Source organism: Marinithermofilum abyssi (assembly GCF_014641195.1).
In the GTDB taxonomy this organism is placed as follows: Bacteria; Bacillota; Bacilli; order Thermoactinomycetales; family DSM-45169; genus Marinithermofilum; species Marinithermofilum abyssi.
Map to the genome: position 1 here is coordinate 1 of NZ_BMHQ01000016.1, position 17,938 is coordinate 17,938.

Sequence of the window (17,938 nt, forward strand, 5' to 3'; positions counted from 1 at the left end):
GGGCCCATATTTCAGTACCCTCTAAACCAAGAACAGCTATTGCAGCATTTACGGGAAGCAGACGGGGTTGGCGCCAAACGTAGAATTTATAAAGCGCTAAACAATGAAAATGCAGTTGTCGGACATATCGAATTTAATAACATAGACATGGATAATCAAAGTGCTACTGCCTCCCGTATTATGGTTTCCCCTCATTTTCGTGGGCAAGGAATTGGAACGTCCATGCTTAAGAGTCTGGTGAGTATCGGTTTCGAAGAACTAAATCTTCATCGCATTGAACTTCGAGTTTTTGACTTTAATCAAGGAGCCATTGCTTGCTATAAGAAGGCTGGTTTTCAAATAGAAGGAACATTAAGAGATGCTCGAAAAGCACCTGACGGGAACTTTTGGAATCTAATCATTATGAGTGTGATAAACAAACCACTTAAATAACAGAGTGAAGCCCTTCACACCTCACAGGAGTAGAGTAAAAGCCGGGATATCCCGGCTTTTTTTAATTCACCGGTTAAGGTGAATGATCTCTCCATCCCTTCACTTCGTCAGATATGGCAGGGGGTCGATACGCTCCCCGTCTTTTCGCACTTCAAAGTGAAGGTGAACACCTTTTGCTTTCCCGTTATCTCCCATCGTCCCGATACGCTGCCCTTTTTTCACGGTATCTCCGGCATCCACTTGGATGTCATCCCAAAACATATGGGCATACGCCGTTTGAATGCCTCCGTGGTCGATCACCACGAGCGTGCCATAGGAGCGGCCGTTTAGGTTCTCCTTCTTTATCACCCGGCCGTCTGCAGCGGCAAAGATCGCCCGGTTCCCTTTGCTGGAAAAGTCGATCCCGCCGTGGTTCTTGTAACAAGTAAAACCGCAGCTAATTTTTGTCTTGGCCGGCAGTCCCAGTTTACCGCCCCCGGCCGGGGCTGTTCCGTTCGTGATTTGCCCATTGACGACTTGGACTTTGTACTCTTCGTAATACTGTTTTACTTTTTGCACGTATTCCGGCGTTTCTCCGTTATCCGGGATCCCGTCTCCACCACGTGCCAGGTCTTTGGCCACCGCCCCGCTGCCGGCGTTGTAAGCGGCCAAAGCAAGATTTAGATTCCCCTTGTAGTGCCGCAGGTGCCCGGCTATAATCTCCGTCCCCCGTAGAATGTTTTGTTTGGGGTCATAGGGGTCGATCCCCTTCAAGTTAAAAGGCATCAGCTGCATCAGACCCCGCGCATTGGCATGGGATCCAGCACGCGGGTTAAAGTTACTTTCTTGCTTAATGATCGCGGCGATTAAAGCGGGATCTACCTTGTATTTGGCCGCTGCCGCGTTGATGTGTTCGGCATACTTCACGCTATCGATTTCCCCTGCTGATTCGGGCATCTTCGTTTGACTTTCGCCGCCGAACAGCATCAACATCCCGGTTATCAAAAAGGTGCCCAATAGGAGCACCAAGAGAAAGGCGGCGAGCAGGATCAGCATATAGTAGGCTGCTTTCGCCTTGTACACTTTTTCGCCGAGAGAGGCGGCTTGATTAATCGCGGAGTTCAGGATATTCATTTTCCGTCACCGCCTTCACCCGCCATTGGTCTTGAGTTTTAGCCAAAATCACCTCATAGGCCACTTCATAGGTGCCTGTTTTCCCCCGCGGCACCGTCACCCAGACATTCCAGCTGACCTTTCCTTCCTGCTCCAGCGGCCAATTTTCCACCCGGGTAGCTTCGATCTTTTGGATCTTTTCCACGGTAGGCCGCTCCTGTTTCTCTTTTTCCAGCTGGGAATAGTAACCCGTCGTCACATGGGATTGTAGTTGTTCCAACGGTGCCCCGGTGAGGTAGTCCTGCATAAAGTCCAATGCCACCTGTTTGGCTGCCTTCCGATCCTCTTCCGTAATAGCAGGCGGTGGTTGCGCTTCGGTGGACTCTTCTGCCGGTGCTGCTGCCTTGGAAGGAGGGGTAGAAGTCGCCTCGGACGGTGCATCATCCGAGACGACTCCCACCACCGCTCCCCAGGCGGCCAAGAGGATCACGGCAGCGGGGGTGTACATCCAGAGGAAGCGCTTTTGCCTATCGTTCATTTCTCCTTCCCTCCCTCAATCGAATACAGCGAGGGACGGTTGGTTCTCCAGTCTTGGGGAATCACGGTTGCGTCTTCCGACTCTTCTTGCTCTTCTTGCGATTTCTTTTCCGGTTCAGCTTTCAAGGAAGGACGAACCGGTTCAACGGGTTTACCGGTGGCCATCGTTTCGGAATCGGTGCCGTCTCCTAAAGCGGGAGAAGCAGTTTGTTCTTTCGTTGCTGCTGTTTCTGTTTCTGGAAACAAGCGCGGCCGCTCCCGACGGTCAATGGCGGGAGTATCATTCGGCTCGAAAGAGGTTTCTTCGTACAGACTCGGATATACCCGTTCCGCTTCCACCAGTTCCGGTTCAATCGTGCCGTCATCCGGCGTATCCGGGCCATTAAAGCTACCGGAGGCAGCGCGACTGTCGGCGAAATCCTCCAGGTTTTTCTTCCACATCTCCCGCTGTCTGCGGTAATGATTCCGGGTTTTCAGCCATTTGCTCGCATGCCCCATGGCATTATCGATCACATCGGCGCTTCCCACGAAGCCGACCAGAGCGGCCGCCGGTGCCGTGGCGATTTTAAACAGCATATCCCGCCGCCAGATCATGATCCCGATCAGGACCAGCTGGGAAATGACAATTTTTAAAAAGCCGTCTTTTACGGCCCAGTCATACAGCAGATCGGAAGCGATAAAGTAGATCGCCAGCACCACCCCGATGGAAAACATCATCATCAAGGCGCCTAAACCTTCTGCTGCCCAGTTCTCCGCACTCTCGATCATCTGCGGGTTGACCGCCCAGACCAGCGCCAGCGGTGCCATGAGGGCCACCAGAAGATAAATGATCTGGAAGGCATAGCCGGAAGCTGCCAAAACCCCGACCACAAAGCCGATCACCAAGTTCTTGATAAACGAACCCAAGATAAACCCGGTCCGGATAAAGTTGGCTTGGGGCGTCATGTTTTTATTGCCGTAACCTTCTTCATCTGTTGATGTTGCTTCTTGTTGCACTGCCTTTTTCCGTGCTTGCGATTCGATCGGGTTCCCTAGAATGGCGTTCAGCCGTTTGGAATCCACCTGGGTAGTGCCCCACTCCAACATCCGAAAGTCGTTGTCGATCATCACTTTGTGGAGGTTATTGATCGATGCCGCAGTCGCTTCTGCCGGCGTGTACGATTCCCCGCCAAACACCGTAGCTCCCGCGGCCATAATGCCGTTGCGAAGGCTCATTACGATGTTGGCGGGGGTGGAGATGATCGCGGAGGCGTAAGTCATATAGGCAAAGGAGAAAAAGATGACCACCAGGGAGCGGATCGCTGCCTGTTTGGCCGTCATTTCATCGTTTTGACCGATCGCTTTCCATCCCACATACACTCCGGCCAAAAGGAGCATCAACGGGAACATCATCCCCCAGATCCCTTGCCCTTCGCTGAGATCACCATTAAAACCAGCGAGGGTTTGAATGCCATTTTCCACGTCTTTAGATAGGTCCGTCACCAGATTCACGTGCTGAAATTCATCCAATAGCCAGTAGATCGTATTGGCAAAGGTGACATTCACCTGCCACAAGCCGTTGTTAACACCGTGCCACATCCCCGCCATATCATCGGTGACGTCCAGCCAGTACCTGTCTTCAATCCAAATGTCCAGCTGGTAACGAGAAGGCGGATATTTATAGGGGATCACCTCGACATCCTCAACCGGAGTTTTCCGGGTGCTATTCGGGATGATGTTATCTACCAGGAGGTCCCCCATCTTGCCGTAATCGTTGTGGTTATCCTCGGTCCGGCCGCTGTTTTGTTGGGCTTCTTTCTTTTCGTCATCCCCTTCCCACCAGGATACAAATCGGTCCCATAGGCCGGGTTCTTCTTGGGGAGCCGCCCAGGCAGTCTGGGGTATAAAGACCGACAGAACAAAAAGAGAGAGCAACGTGACGGCCAGTACACGCTGTTTCACTCTTCATCCTCCTTTATGGGGTAGGAATCTAACCCTTCCGTGGCCACCTTAAATTCATTGACATCGATTTGATCTACTTTCCAGCCTTCATCGGTTCGGATCACTTTGTAGTAAGACGAAGAAACTCCGCCAGTACGTGGTCTGAAGTGCTTATAGTAGTACGTGTCCTCATCCACTTCATACTCTGTCAGGCGGTAGTCGTCCGGAATGGGCGTATTATTTTGGGGACCTTGATCCAAGGGAAACAGCGTTTCTTCCGCTTTGGCTTCCTCTGGTGTAGCTATTTCCTTAATCGTCTTTCCGTCCTTTTGGATTTCAGCCAGCTTAAACTTTCGCACCGCATCCGCCGGCGTCATGCCGTTGATCTCCTCGCCCTGGCTGCCATCGGAATTTCCACAGCCGGCATTAATGAGCAGAGTGGCCGTAACCACCGTACCGGCCACTCCCAAAATGATTTGTTTCTTTCGGCCCAGCTTGCTCCACCACTGTTTCATACCATTACCTCCGTATGCGCTTGGATTGCCTGATGGATGGCCTCCGTGTCTTCCTCGGACGGCGGCGTTGTCGAAAAGACATTCATCAGCTCTTGAAATAACGGATCAAACTGCAGCCGGCCGACCCGGCCGTAGATGTCGCGGAAGAAGCATTCCCCGTTGCCGAGGAGCGTCATGTTCTCCCGGTTTTTTTCGTTTTTCTCCAGCTTCAAGATCTCCAAGGCCCGATCGATCTGCACCGGGTCATCCAGGTTGAAAATGAATTTGTTGCCGATGTTGTTCATCAGCTCGCCCTTGATATCCGTGGGGTTCTGCGACGCCAGGGCAAAGCTGGTGTTACGGGAGCGCCCTTCCCGGATGCCGCTGTCCATGGTGGCCTCTCCGATGTCCGAGGAAAGCGGGGCCCAGGCTTCATCCCAGCCGATAATCTTAAAGAGGCTGTTATCCATACGGGAAAACTGATCCGTATAAGCGGTAATTGGGGTGAGCAGCGCTTTGGACAGCGCTTCGATCTCGCTGTAGTCCTGAGGTTTTTTCTTCTGATTGGGCACTTTGAGCCCCTGGATTTGCAGAATGTTAATCCGGTGGTCAAAATTAAGGGTCTTTCGGTCCCCGCCCTCCCCGAATACCAAGTGAGCAAAGGGATAGGAGGTGTAGGACTGCAGGGCGTTGTACAACGCTGTGTCTTTCGTTTTCAAGAGCTCCAGTACGCGCATCATACAAGGTTCGGCGTGTCCTTGCACTGTTTGGACTGCGTCTTGGATCGCGAGATACCAGGGATGATCCCGTTTCAGTGCCAGGAGCTGAGTCAGGAAGTCTTTCGCAAGCATCGGTCCCCGGGCATCCTGGAACACTATAAAGGGATCCATGGACCCGCTGTCCTCTCCCGGGTTGGATCCCAGGGTAATTACATTGGTGTGCTCTTTCAGCCAGGGCAGTTCCTCCGGCCAATGGCCGCGGTCCCCTTTCGGGTCGATGATCGTGGCTCGGGCTTGGAGCATTAATACCGAGAGGTAGATAATCAGGTTCATGGCAAGGCTCTTCCCAAACCCCGTGCTCCCCAAAAATGCCATAGCTAACGATTTGGTACGGCCCACGTTTTGCGCCGCCAAGGCTGGGTGGAACNACTGCCAATTCATAGTCCTTCACGTATTGGGGGCAGCCTGGGAGAAACTCGTTAAACGCCAGGAACTGATCCCCAGAGGACGCCTGTAATTTGATGCCGCGCCGGTTATAGTGGGAGATGACTTCTTTCACCCGGGAATGGAGCAGTTTTTCCGAAGGCGCAGAAACGCAGAAGCAAACGGTCATATACAAGATCGGTTGATCTTCTTTCCCGCGGTACTCCGCCTCTTTATCCACGGCTTTCAGATACTTTTCTTCCGTGTAGGCATCCGTTTGCTGCCCTTCGGTACGGATGTATTTGACTTGGTTTTGCAGGCGCAGTTTGGTTTTGGTCAGCTCTTTCATCGCTTGCTCGTTGGAGATGGAGCGGATCCGGCAGCTGATGGAGACTGGGAATTTAAATCTCTGTACCCAATAAGCCCATTCTGCCTGCCCGGGAAACTTCAAGTCTTCTTTCATGTAGGTGACATACAAAAACGCTTGGTACGAGGTTTTTTCTTGGCCGTCTTTTTCGTCAAACACCTTTACCCGCAGCCAGTGTTCCTTCACCTCAAAGGCGCCGGGGATCAGGGTGCGGATCACGTTTGGATAGGGACGGATCGCTTGATTATCTCCTGCTACGGTAATGGTTTGCTTTTGCGGTTTCCACTCTTCCAGCAGCGTCGGCTCTCCGATCCCCCGAAACACAGAAGAACGGTAGATCCACTGCAGCTCCCGGGTGGTGGCCGGTTTGTTCACCAGCAGGCTGGAAAGCTCCTGGGCAATCAACTCTTCCGCGTCCTGGTAATCAAATAGCTCCTCTTCCAGGATGTCATAGGGGCGAAGACCGCTGATGGTCCCGATGTAGCGGCGCAGATCGTACCATTTGTGGTAAAGGGTGCGCCGGATCCGTCGCTTGATCGCCATCCGGCTGACCCGCGGAACCTTAAAGCCGATAAAGACCCGAAAGTCTGTCGGTTCTTTTACATGCTCAGCCAGGACAGCCATCGTCATTTCCCGTTGCTTTTTGGCCGCTTCCACCAGCGGTCCGGACTGCGGGACGCGCAGTTGACTTTCCAGCTGCGGAAATTCGGGAATTTCCACGATGTGCGACTCATAGGGAAGTTGTCGGGCCACGGCGTACCAGCGGGCCCGCATTTTTTGCTGCTCTTTCTCGCTGCGGTAGGCGTAGTCATAGGTATCGATTTCGTAATACGCCCACACGGACTGGTTTGTACTGAAGACCAAATTTCCTTCGATGTGCCGAACCGGCATTTCTACCCGAACTTCTGCCAATGCTCTCCCTCCTTTTACTTCTTCTCCCGCCGTGGCTCCTCCCGATAAGTTAGCTCCGAAGCAAACCGGTAAGTGGTCGGTTTCGGAATTGATCGATACAAGGCAAAGTAGTTTTCTGCTTTGAAATGCTTATATTTGGCTCGCAGTTCTGCTTCATGGGAGCGTCCCTTTTTCCCGTTGGAGTTCACTATCAGCCAGGTGGCCACGGTGACAATCACACAATGGTTGAGGGCAACGCCCAGTACAAAGTCGGCTTGGAGCAACCAATAAAAAGGCAGGATCGGCACTTGTTCCAGGGTGGTCATCAAGATTTGCAGACCGAAAAAGTAAAGAGGGACCCTTTTGGGGATCCCCCTCGGATACCGCACGCCGAGGAGGCTGTAGAATTTCCCCTCGGATTTCATCAATCGGGTGAGGTTTTTCATGACGATCCCACCTTACGCTTGCACTTTGTCCCAGATCCACAGGAAGAAGTCGACCACATCCATCACCCGCCATACGACGACGACGGTGGGAATGCCCCACAGGATCGACTTCCACATGCGGTGTTCGTCTTCATCTTTGTAGGCTTTGACGATCCGAATGATAAAGATGCCGGCAAGGAAGGCGGCAGCAAAGGTGAAGACGATATTCATGGCGTTTTGGACTTCGGCAATCTGCACCATAGACGGATTGTCCAAGGGTACACCCTCCTTAATTCACATATTGAAGTGCTTGCACTTTCCATTGCCCTTCGTCTTGAATGAGGGCCACCTTATAGTCATAAGTCAGCTGGGCGTTGGATCGTGGATCCATAAAGACCACCCGGGCAAGGGCGGTGTATCCCCCATCCCGCGGTGCCACCTCGACACTATCCAATGCTTTGAACTGCATCTCTCCTTCAAAGCCGCGGATCGGCTTGTTGGTGGCAGTTTTATATGCCAGGTCGCTTTTGGTGCCCGTAGCATAATCCTGGAAGAAATCCTTCAGGAAGTTTTGAATTGCTTGGGTAGTGTTTGAATCCACTTCCTCTTTGGGATTCCCCAGGGATTCCGTGTGCTTTTTAATCCCGTCGGCTTTCACCGATACCGGAACAAAGTGGGGCGTTCCAATCACGGCCATGCGATCCGGTCCCTTTACTTCCACCGGCACCGCCAGGTAGCGAATGCGCCGCTCTTTCGGCTGCTTTCCTTCCACAAAGTACAGATCCACCTGCAGCACAATTTCCGCCTGGTTGGGTCCGATCGGGCGGGATTCCCAGTACCGGATTTCTCCCGGATACATGGATCGTTTCCCGTCATCCAAGGTCATCCCGGCCTGCCCTGCCATGCCATCGGCAAGGTATGGGGCGATCCGCTTTTGGTGATCTGCGGAATCTCCTGTGGCATACAGGTACTCGGAAGCAAAAGCGATCGCAAAGGCTTGTGCTTTCGATTGCATCGCCGGGTTTTCCTCTTTGACTTCCGTCGGTGTCGCTTGGGCTTGGGTGCCACCACCAATATTGCCGGTAAAGGAAAGACCCAGCACGACGGCGGCACTAACCGGCGTCAGCGCCAGCAACCCCCAATGCAGAACCCGCTTGGTTTTCATGCCTTGGATGGGCTTGGGTTGTTCCGGCGGCTTTGGTTTGCCCATTCTCCTCCTCCTCCTCTCTTTTGTCTGTCGGGTAGAGAAGTGCTCTATCCCTTTGCGGCAACCAGGGAGGGAAAAAGTTATTTGATGAGTTCGGCTTCCACGACATAGCGCAGATCGGTAGAGCTGGTATAGCAGCTATACAGGCGCAGCACCTGCTTTCCAGTCCGGCGGACCACATCCCGATCCCCTGCATCGGTGATCCAGGTCTTTGTGGCCAAATAAAAAAACGCTTTCCCCTCTTTCGTGTGGATCACAATCGGGTCACCCACTTTGACGTCTTCCAAATGGCGGAAGGCCGTCTCGCGATGCCCGCCAATGGCGACGGTATCTGGTTCGCCGGGCAAAGCGGTGCTGAGGTGATTACCGGCACCTTTCGCCAGCTGCTGATCCCCGGCTCCTTGAAAAATGGGGATGTTAGCGGAGATCGACGGAATATCTAACGTGCCGATCTTCTCGCCCACTTTCGGTTGCTCTTTCCAGACGCGGGCTGCCGACTTGACTGGTTTCTCTTCCGCTTTTTCTGCTGCTTGTTTCGCCTGTTGATGCACCCGTTTATCTTCCTGGGATGGAGCTGCTTCGGCCGATCTGTAGAACTGCTGCGCCAGTTGATAATCCGTCCAGTAGTGCCAGGTGACATAGCCGATTATCCCAAAGGCAGCCAAAAAAGAGACCACCGTCACACTGCCCAGGATCCAGCGAAGGATCATGCCGATCCGCTCCGCATCCGGGCCCAGGTGGTCCCGCCGATCCCCAAGAGTCCGACAATCATCTGTACGAAGGGCCAAGGGTTAAATCCGGTTTTGGCCATCTTCTCGCCTTTCGGTTGGTTGTCTGAATCCTTTGTGGTTTTTTGCTCCTCGCCCTCTTCTGACTTTTGTTTCGATGAACCGGCGTCAGCCAAATAATATGGATCCTCATCGGGAACACGAGTAACAGCTTCGCTTTTCTTTGGCATGTCCCTAACGGCCTTTTCTTTTGGCTCCGGTGCCGGATTCTCTGGGGATTCCGGCTTCGGTTGAGGTGCCGGCTGTTTCGGTTTAGGCTCTTCTTTTACCGGTTTTTTTACCGGCTGTTGCTCGAGTTCTTCCTTCGGCTGCTCCTCGGGTTGCTGCTCAGGTGGTTGCTTTGGCTCTTGCTTAGGTTGTTGAGATGGTGACTCATCTTGTTGTGGTGGCGGCGGTTGCTTCGGCTCTGGCTTCGGTTCTTGGGAAGGTGGCGGCTGTGGTGCTTCCGGCTGCGGTGCCGGCTCGTTGTTCGGCGGAATCTCTCGCGGAACATCGGGGAGATTGGGGCGCTCGGGATGAAGCGCATCGCCCGGTTGTACCGGTGGATTCCCCTGCCCCGGGTGCAGATCCTCTCCGATCGGCGGCCGGTTGGAAGGATTCCCGACCGATGGCAGAACTCCGGGATCGGCATAGGCCACCTGATACGCTCCAGAGCTAAACACCAGTAAGGAGCTGGCGGTGAGCACATTGTAGAGCAGTTTTCTCTTCATGAAACCCTCCTACACACCCACTCCCTGGTTGCTGCAAAAGAATAGAGCTATTGCCCAACTGGATTTTTCACTTAACCACCCTTGGCCCCGCGGAAATGCGGCGACTTCGCCAGGTAGCCAGCGTACGCCCCCATGCACCGCATGAGAACCTACCAGAATCCGATATCGGGGATCAGCCTGGGCTTTTTAAATTTTCAAGGTGCGAAAATTTCAAGGTTTTGGAATAAAACATAGACATTTTACTATCAAATTTCAATGCTTTTCATCAAAGATTATAGAAAAATCAACCATCCGGGCTAGGAACATACGTTCTCATATTAATGTGTTTGGTCGTTTTTAACAAGTCCTCCTCTCTTATGAGTGGTAAGTGTTACCAACCCCTCGCTTACTAATATAATACAACAGTTAATAACCGCTATCAATTGCTTTTTTAAAAAATACTTACCTTTTCTGCCGGCTTCCTGATTTTAAACGCGGTGAGGAGAAAATCACCTTCCACTCCTCCATCGGAGCAAACCAAATTCGACCCGATTTTATAGGCCATGAAAAGCCCGCTAGATTGGCACGGCGGGCAAGTTGGGAAGCCCAGGTTTGTGATATACCATAAAATTGAGCAGCTTCGCTACATGTTGCCAACCGTTCACGATCATAAGTAGTTGCTGCTTTCTTCGGCTGCACTTGCTTGGCTTTTCGCTTTGCTTTTCTAGAATACTTTGAAAAAATAATAGTCCACTCTTCTAAGGGAGCCTGATAACCTCGCCCGATTTTTCGCGGCCACAGATCCCCTTCCTTTTTGTCCTTATACGCTCGGCGGGCAATACTTGCCGAATAGGACTGAGTTAGACCCAAGATCTCACCGGCTTTTGCCGCTGATATGTACTCAGACACCTTCTTCTCCCCCCTTACCGCACTCATAGCAATAGTTTACATAAATACGTCCCAAATTGGAACGCCGCTCCCTATCAGGAGCGGCGTATGATACAATATTTTTTCTATCTCAGTGGCTCGTCGAAAAGGAATTCCTCTTGCCTTTAAGTTGCTGTAACAGGTTTTTTTAGTAGATATCCTTTCTGTCCACAATTGAGACATCTCAAGGTATGTTCACCATCCGGAACAACCCCGTGTGTTCCGCAATCTTCACAGGGGGATATATTATCTAAGCCATACTCATCCACACCTTGACGAAAATTCTCTGTCCACTCTTCCTTATAAAGCTTGTTCTCCCATTGCTCTTTAACTTCCAACTTTTCAACATACTCCAGGATTCTGGCTCGATAAGGTTGATGGAAGAGTACTTTTCCCGCTCATCATCAGAAAGAGAGTCCATTGCCCTTTTCGTTGCGCGAATTCTGATGCGGTTATATCTCTGTCCATTTCTTTATCCACTGTCACCCCCCCTGATCATATAGCAGAAGCCATGGGGGGTATCATACTCTAAGGATCCTATATATCACTTTTGTAGTATAAAAAAAGCAAATAATTAACTATATATTTACACGATTATCCCTATTGTCAATTATACTTTACTCGAAAAGGAGGGATTAACATGCGAAAAATTTTCTCCCTGGTTCTCGCTTTAGTAGTCGCTTCCGGTTTGTTTGTTGGTCTCGCTCCAAACAATGCCCATGCTGCTACTTACACTGCAACGGTCAAATCAGTTGTAGATGGAGACACGATTAACATCAATGAAACGGTACAGGGGACAAGTAAAATTCGGCTTTTGTCCATTGATACTCCCGAAACTTACTACAATGGGCAAAACCAAAACCCCTGGGCGACAAATGCCAAAAACTACTTAGTAAATCTCCTTCCCCCTGGCACCAAAATCACCTTGGAAACTGATGTGGACGAAGTGGATGGTTATGGACGTCTGCTCGCTCATGTCTGGAAAGGCAATCTGGATGTAAACAAAGAGATCGTCCGTCAAGGTCATGCTGTCACATACTACATTTGGCCTAACATGAAGTATTTTGAAGAGTATCGTTCAGCTATGGTGGAAGCCAAAAATAACGGGCGCAACATCTGGAATCCCAGTAACCCCCTTCCGGAGCTTCCCTTTGAGTTCCGACTGCGCGTCGACGGACGGGCCCCTGATAAATATGTTGGAGACTATTACACGAAGAAATATGTGCAGCCAGCTCAATATAAACAAGTACCTGTCGAGAACCGAGTGTTCTTTTGGAACGAAGCCGATGCTCAACAGGCTGGTTATACCCCACGCTGATGCTGGCGATGATGTAACCCTTCTGGATCCAAATGAGACCATAGTTGACAAGTACACCTACAGTTCCACCAGTTATGATGTATCTTGGTATCGGTCTCCAGACGCTGGGAACTGGTCTAAAATCCAAGCCCAACCGACAGAAGGAACAACGAATCAGTAAATTAGATAAACCTTTTACTAAACCTAGAGGAGGAGACCCATGCTCTGGGATCCCAACGACAAAGCGGAAGTTGAAATTGAAGACGGGGAACTGGAAATCGAAATTGGAGACTTTGAAATTGAGATCAGTGAAGATGGTATTGAGATCGATAATGATTAAGGAAACTGCGTAACGCATTAAACCAACAATAGGAAGCTCGCCTTTTTTGGCGGGCTTCTCTTCTTTATCTCCGAACCACTGCGCCTTTATTTGTCGTAGGGTTTCTAGATTTCACATAAAAAGGATAACCCCCCCTCGACCGACGCTCGCTTTCATCTACCCTATGGGGAGGATTCCCGCTCACAATTCCTAAATGCTCTCTACACTGTTCATCAACATTGTTGATCTATAATGCCCTTATTAAACGCTGCTAAAGGAGGTCTGTTCCATGCAGCTTCGATGGTTAGTTGTCTTAGTGGCGATGTTGATTGTGGGTAACGTGCCAGCTACTGTCCATGCAGATTCCAACGCCCCGGCCCGCCAAGAATCCCCGGTACCGCTGGCGAGGGCACACGCGCACAATGACTACTGGCACAAGCGTCCGCTGTTCGACGCACTGGATCACGGGTTCACCAGCGTCGAAGCCGACGTCTGGCTCGTCGACGGAAAACTGCTCGTTGGTCACGATCAGACGGAATTAAGCCCCGATCGTACACTGAAGTCTCTTTATCTGGATCCGCTGAAGGAAACCGTCCAGAGCAACCGCGGGTCGGTCTATCCGGGCTACAAGCACGATTTCCTTCTCTGGATCGACATTAAAACAGAGGGCGAGTCGACCTATCGCGCTCTGCATCAGGAGCTTCGTGAATATCAGAACATGCTTACCGTATTCGGGCCGGATGGAGTAAAGAAAGGCGCAGTAACCTGCATCGTTTCCGGTAACCGTCCGCGGGAATTGATGGAAAGCCAACGGATTCGCTATGCAGGTTATGACGGGCGCATGAGCGATCTCGGTTCAGGCGCGTCGAACCGATTCATGCCGATCATCAGCGATAAATGGCAGAATCATTTCGTTTGGCAGGGCGTGGGGCCGATGCCTGAGAATGAACGAAAGAAATTGCACGAAATGGTCTCCACCGCCCACGCGAATGGTCAGAAGGTCCGTTTTTGGGCGACCCCGGATCAACCCTTACCGAATCGCGAAGCCGTTTGGAAAGAGTTGATGAAGGCGAAAGTCGATCTGATCAATACCGATGATCTGCCCGCCCTGCAGCAGTTCCTGCAAGAAAACGATCCGAATCCCTCTGAGCCCTATATCACTTGGTGAAGGCAATCGACGGGCGCTGGCTGCATGGCAAAAAGAGCATTCCATCCGTTATGTTGAGGGCTGAGAGCACAGCCTTCTTTTTTCTGGTAATGGTGAATTGTTGCCTGCTGGATCGTCGCCGCCCTGCACCTGCCCGAGCACCCGGGTTTAAACATAGACACATTTTATTTAGCTAAGAATAAAATAACTGCAGCCCGCTTGAGGGTTGGCATTCACCGTGGTTGCCCACCATGTTACATACCTTATCTCCGCTCCCCTTGAAAACTTTTTTGCTGTAGCCGATTTTATGCCGCGCACAAAAAACGCCCGGATCACCGGACGGTCAAGAATATTTGATATTAGATAATTTCACTCAACTGTTACTGTATTTTTAAGAGATATCCTTTTTGCCCGCAACTAAGGCATCTCAGGGTATTCTCACCATCCGGGACAACCCCATGTGTCCCACAATCCTCACAGGGTGAGATATTATTTAAGCCGTACTTATCCACACCTTGACAAAAATTCGCTGTCCAGCCTTCCTTATATAGCTTGTTCTTCCACTGCCCTTCAACTCCCAATTCTTCAACATACTCCAGAATTCTGGTCCGAAAAGGCTGCCGGAAAAGGTACTTTTCCCGTTCTTGAGCAGAAAGGGAGTCCATTGCTCGAAGGTACAAAGTCGGATCTTGATAGGCTTCCTTTTCTTCATCAGACAAATTCTCGAAGACCCTCAACCATCGAATACATATCTCAGGCTCCATTTCTTCTTTTTCTTTAATGGATAACCCCTTCATCCCATTTAACCACTTTGCTCGAATCCCTGAACTAAATAGCAGCTTTTCTGTTGGCAACTTTAGCAACCATTTAATCACTGATATCCCCCCTATGTTTAGCTAGCAAATCCACAATCTTCAGGGTCAATGTCTTCCTCTTCTTCCTCCTCTTCTTCTGGCAACTCATGCTGTTGGGGTGGATACGCCACTCCTTCAAATGCCGAAGGAGTGGCGTATCCATTTATCGGAGCCTGTGGAGCTACCATCATAGGTGCAGAGGGATTGATATTAATGTTGATCTGCTTAAGATCATTAATCACCTTATATGTCATCAAGATTCCTTTAAAGGTACCGGAAAAGTTAAACCCCTCTGGAGATTCACCAAGATCATAACGTTCCGGGTTTGTAACCCCACCCGCCTGTAAGAGCAATCGCCATAAATGAAGGTCACCGTCTGAAAAGACAACTTGTTTTTTTACTTGCATTCATTTATCCCTCCTGATTGGAGGCCTTCTTCTTTTTCTTTCCCCTCGCTCGTACTTGGGCCTGTCCAATTTCCATAAACCCGACGACATTTGCAAAGAGAGGGTCCAAGTCATTAGGAAGAATGAGACGGGGGAAATATTTCTTTAAGGGTTCATACATGCCGTATGATCCACCGCCAGCAACCATAGCAACTGCTTGCTCACGATCCGAATTCAAATGAGAGAAATGCCAATTTCTCTGATTGCATAATTGATAAATGTTATAAGCAAATGCATCGGGATCTTGTTCCCCTAATGTGTCAAATCCATCCGACATCGTATCTGACTGTGTATCAATGAGTGAAGGAATACCATTTATAATCTCCACAGCGATGAGATTCACGGTACGGGCGCCAATCTCGATAAGGTAAACATACCGTACATGATCGGGATACAGTTTCAGTTTTCGATAGGCGAAGAAAGCACCCCCGCCTTCAAATGTGAAGATCGGTTTATCCAGCGTCAGATTGAATTCTTGTGTGCCGTCTTTTGTATGTAGCTTGAATGCATGATCCCGTTGTAATAACTCAGTAAGCGCACGTTGGCTTGTTTTCGCTTCATCTGCGTATTCATCATAGGGAAGACCAAACACATAGGGGAAGCTTCGGTTCTGATAACCAAACCGCGTGATCATCCCGAGCGTAAGAGCACGTGTTGCTTCAGATGCTTTCCCGTCAAAGTTAACTCGGGAATGTTTGTTCTCTTGTTTCGCCTTCTCCCCAACAATCCAGTAACCTTCTTCACCCTCGAATTGGATTACAATATCCCGATCCGAAATCATACTGGGACGCTGTTTGGTTTTAAATGCATAGGAAGGCATGTAGATCAATCGTCCTTTATCATCAATCGCCTTAAACCCCTTCCTCCCTTGGTCAAAAGACAACATTCTTCGTTTCCAGTTGTTGAGCCACGGCCCTTGAATCAAATACTCCTGCCAAGGCACTCCTTTTTTCTTAGTTATGATGGTTTGAAGACCGTTTTGTTGATTGGATGTCGTTTCCATCGTTTTTCCTCCTTCTGGATGTGAAATTCTTGGGTTGAATTTATTCAACCTATCGATGATTCCTAGTATTTACGTGGGTTGAATTTATTCAACCCGGTGACTTGACTATATAGTACCATGGTACCTTGGTACTTTCAACCCCTTTTTTGATAAAAATAAAAAGAATCTTCTCCTTTAAATAGAGAAGATTCACGTTGGGTTTATTTATTTTGGATCAAATTCAAATACAACTCCAAAGCGTCATTGTAAATCCGCATCTTTTCACCTTTGATTCCTTTTGTCAGTTTCCTTACACGCCTTTTTAAATCTCGTCGGATATAGACGTTCTCTTGTGCGTATATGTCTTCAAACTTCCTTTTTTGTAACCGCTGAATCCGTTCGTTTTGTAACTTGCTTGCTAAATCGTCCACACTTTCTGTTTGATGATAGTTTTCAGTAGCTGTAGCACTTTCCATAAGGGATTGGTTGATGTATTCTGTTTGATTATCAGTGTTGTGTTCGTATTCGTCTACGTCTTTACCTTCATCATCGTCTTTGTTTTCAACTTTAGATTTGTTTGGGTCTTTGTCTTCCTTTTCACCTTCGTTTCTGTTTTCATCTTCCTCATTGTTTTGATTTTCGTGTTCACTTTTATTTTCGCTTTCATCCTTACTTTCATGTTTCTGTCCATCTTCGCTATCTACTTTGTTTTGGTTAACGTTATGATTGTTGCTAGCATTTTTGCTTTCCTTTGGATCTTGGTTATCTTTTTTAACGTTCTTAGGGTTATTCTCTTTCTTATTGTTTTGGTTATAGTTTGGGTTATCAATTTCAGGATTACTTTCTTTAGGATTATCGATATCTTCACCGAAATCAATTAGGTTTGCCGTTTGGTTTGTATTATCGGTAGCGCCATCCTTAGCATTTTCCTTTTTACGGCGAGAAGATCCCCCAATGGCTTGATGGGGGCGTTTTTTGTTATCGTCTAACGCCTGTTTAAGCTGATCATACTGTGACATTTTGGACACGCTCCATCAACTCCTTTACAAAGGGGATATAGGGATCGGTGGCGGACTTTAGTTCCTTATTCATCTCTTGATCAAACCCATAAATGGGAAGTCTGCCAGTCGAAGCTTTACGCTTAATAATGTAGGGCAATACATAGGGGCCAAATTTCGGATCTTCTCTTATCAACTCCAAAATAACCTGTGCATCTGTTCTTCTCTGATCAATCATGGTGGGAAGGATGCCAAATATCTTGAGATTTGGATTATGTTCTTCCTGGGTATATTCAATCGTCTCAAAGAAACGCTTAAGAGCGGTCTTGGCAAACTTGGAACATTCGACTACAGGCACGACATAATCACTGGCTGCCAAAGCACTTACTGTCAGAATGGACAGACTGGGCGGTGTATCAATGCAAATCAAATCATAGTCTTGATCCACCACACTCAATGTATCGCGAAGAATCAAGGCTTCCCGCCCCTCATACTTTTTAAAAAACGACTCAACATAGACATCCTTGGTAAAGGAAGCCAAATGATCACTTGCCCCCAATAGATCAAGGTTATCTTGGATCCTGAGCAGATAGGGTTTAGGGTTCTGTTGTTCCAATGCTTCTCGAATCGTTCCGTCCACCTGGTCATCGTCGTACAACTCCCCCAGATCCTCCTGCAAAAACATCTCTGTCAGATTCCCCTGCGTATCCATGTCCACCATTAAGGTGCGATAGCCCATCAGACTAAACAAGAAAGCTGTTACTGCTGTGCTGGTCGTCTTACTAATTCCGCCTTTTTGTAAGCCGATGGTAAGTGTAATTGCCATCTTATCACTCCTTTGCGTATCCTACCCCTTCTAGTCATGTAAATACTTCGCAGAATTTCTGGGATGATCCTCTTTCCAATCCCTTTTGCTTTAAGGGATTGCATAATAAAACAAGATCGGGCAATATTAGTACCATGGTACTTTGGGATTAAAGGAAT

The 17,938-nt window shown here is 49.3% G+C and carries 20 protein-coding genes; 4 read left to right on the forward strand and 16 right to left on the reverse strand.

Annotation, left to right across the window (positions count from 1 at the left end):
• Positions 1-432 (forward strand): GNAT family N-acetyltransferase (locus IEW70_RS16180; RefSeq protein ID WP_188648957.1); only part of this gene is annotated, 432 nt, incomplete at its 5' end.
• A gap of 99 nt (positions 433-531) precedes the next feature.
• Here the strand turns inward: IEW70_RS16180 and IEW70_RS16185 are convergent.
• The 5 genes from IEW70_RS16185 to IEW70_RS16205 are packed head-to-tail and all read right to left on the reverse strand — an operon-like array spanning position 532 to position 5,635.
• The gene (locus IEW70_RS16185; protein ID WP_188648958.1) at positions 532-1,545 is read right to left on the reverse strand and encodes a peptidoglycan DD-metalloendopeptidase family protein; all 1,014 of its coding nucleotides are present in this window, start codon (positions 1,543-1,545) and stop codon (positions 532-534) included.
• Positions 1,520-2,062, reverse strand: coding sequence for a hypothetical protein (locus tag IEW70_RS16190; protein WP_188648959.1), 543 nt, complete (start codon positions 2,060-2,062; stop codon positions 1,520-1,522). The genes IEW70_RS16185 and IEW70_RS16190 overlap by 26 nt, the downstream gene beginning before the upstream one ends.
• Positions 2,059-4,002: a CD3337/EF1877 family mobilome membrane protein gene (locus IEW70_RS16195; RefSeq protein WP_188648960.1), complete on the reverse strand. Its 1,944-nt coding sequence runs from the start codon at positions 4,000-4,002 to the stop codon at positions 2,059-2,061. Before IEW70_RS16195 ends, IEW70_RS16190 begins: the two co-directional genes overlap by 4 nt.
• On the reverse strand, positions 3,999-4,496 hold the full coding sequence (locus tag IEW70_RS16200) for a hypothetical protein (protein ID WP_188648961.1): 498 nt from the start codon (positions 4,494-4,496) through the stop codon (positions 3,999-4,001). Before IEW70_RS16200 ends, IEW70_RS16195 begins: the two co-directional genes overlap by 4 nt.
• Entirely contained in the window at positions 4,493-5,635 is a 1,143-nt protein-coding gene (locus IEW70_RS16205) for an ATP-binding protein (RefSeq protein ID WP_308423182.1), read from the reverse strand. The genes IEW70_RS16200 and IEW70_RS16205 overlap by 4 nt, the downstream gene beginning before the upstream one ends.
• A 289-nt stretch (positions 5,636-5,924) precedes the next feature.
• Here IEW70_RS16205 and IEW70_RS16210 point away from each other — a divergent pair, with 289 nt between their 5' ends.
• A complete protein-coding gene (locus tag IEW70_RS16210) occupies positions 5,925-6,416 on the forward strand; it encodes a hypothetical protein (RefSeq protein ID WP_188648963.1) in 492 nt (163 codons plus the stop codon).
• Positions 6,417-6,910: 494 nt separating this feature from the next.
• Here IEW70_RS16210 and IEW70_RS16220 read toward each other — a convergent pair whose 3' ends face one another.
• From IEW70_RS16220 to IEW70_RS16245, 6 genes are all read right to left on the reverse strand, one after another.
• Complete coding sequence (locus IEW70_RS16220) at positions 6,911-7,321, reverse strand: hypothetical protein (protein ID WP_188648965.1); 411 nt, start codon at positions 7,319-7,321, stop codon at positions 6,911-6,913.
• 12 nt (positions 7,322-7,333) lie between these two features.
• Positions 7,334-7,576, reverse strand: a complete 243-nt coding sequence (locus IEW70_RS16225) for a hypothetical protein (protein WP_188648966.1) — start codon at positions 7,574-7,576, stop codon at positions 7,334-7,336.
• Between the two features lie 13 nt (positions 7,577-7,589).
• Positions 7,590-8,510, reverse strand: a complete 921-nt coding sequence (locus IEW70_RS16230; protein WP_188648967.1) for a conjugal transfer protein — start codon at positions 8,508-8,510, stop codon at positions 7,590-7,592.
• Between the two features lie 77 nt (positions 8,511-8,587).
• The gene (locus tag IEW70_RS16235; protein WP_188648968.1) at positions 8,588-9,217 is read right to left on the reverse strand and encodes a class D sortase; all 630 of its coding nucleotides are present in this window, start codon (positions 9,215-9,217) and stop codon (positions 8,588-8,590) included.
• On the reverse strand, positions 9,214-10,005 hold the full coding sequence (locus IEW70_RS16240; protein ID WP_188648969.1) for a hypothetical protein: 792 nt from the start codon (positions 10,003-10,005) through the stop codon (positions 9,214-9,216). The genes IEW70_RS16235 and IEW70_RS16240 overlap by 4 nt, the downstream gene beginning before the upstream one ends.
• 441 nt (positions 10,006-10,446) lie before the next feature.
• Positions 10,447-10,893, reverse strand: a complete 447-nt coding sequence (locus tag IEW70_RS16245; protein ID WP_188648970.1) for a hypothetical protein — start codon at positions 10,891-10,893, stop codon at positions 10,447-10,449.
• Positions 10,894-11,551: 658 nt separating this feature from the next.
• Between IEW70_RS16245 and IEW70_RS16250 the strand changes: the two genes are divergently transcribed.
• Together IEW70_RS16250 and IEW70_RS16255 are read left to right on the forward strand one after the other, a co-directional pair.
• Complete coding sequence (locus tag IEW70_RS16250; RefSeq protein ID WP_229752041.1) at positions 11,552-12,229, forward strand: thermonuclease family protein; 678 nt, start codon at positions 11,552-11,554, stop codon at positions 12,227-12,229.
• Between the two features lie 587 nt (positions 12,230-12,816).
• Entirely contained in the window at positions 12,817-13,695 is an 879-nt protein-coding gene (locus tag IEW70_RS16255) for a phosphatidylinositol-specific phospholipase C/glycerophosphodiester phosphodiesterase family protein (RefSeq protein ID WP_229752042.1), read from the forward strand.
• A gap of 359 nt (positions 13,696-14,054) precedes the next feature.
• Here IEW70_RS16255 and IEW70_RS16260 read toward each other — a convergent pair whose 3' ends face one another.
• The 5 genes from IEW70_RS16260 to IEW70_RS16280 form a co-directional block, all read right to left on the reverse strand.
• A complete protein-coding gene (locus IEW70_RS16260; protein ID WP_188648971.1) occupies positions 14,055-14,549 on the reverse strand; it encodes a hypothetical protein in 495 nt (164 codons plus the stop codon).
• A gap of 17 nt (positions 14,550-14,566) precedes the next feature.
• Positions 14,567-14,935 carry a hypothetical protein gene (locus IEW70_RS16265; protein WP_188648972.1) on the reverse strand — a complete coding sequence of 123 codons (369 nt, stop codon included), beginning with the start codon at positions 14,933-14,935 and terminating at the stop codon, positions 14,567-14,569.
• A 4-nt stretch (positions 14,936-14,939) separates the two neighbouring features.
• Positions 14,940-15,977 (reverse strand): ParM/StbA family protein, encoded by a 1,038-nt coding sequence (locus IEW70_RS16270; protein WP_188648973.1) that lies wholly within the window; start codon positions 15,975-15,977, stop codon positions 14,940-14,942.
• 200 nt (positions 15,978-16,177) lie between these two features.
• A complete protein-coding gene (locus IEW70_RS16275) occupies positions 16,178-16,984 on the reverse strand; it encodes a hypothetical protein (RefSeq protein WP_188648974.1) in 807 nt (268 codons plus the stop codon).
• Complete coding sequence (locus tag IEW70_RS16280) at positions 16,962-17,780, reverse strand: ParA family protein (protein ID WP_188648975.1); 819 nt, start codon at positions 17,778-17,780, stop codon at positions 16,962-16,964. Before IEW70_RS16280 ends, IEW70_RS16275 begins: the two co-directional genes overlap by 23 nt.
• Between the last annotated feature and the right edge of the window lie 158 nt (positions 17,781-17,938).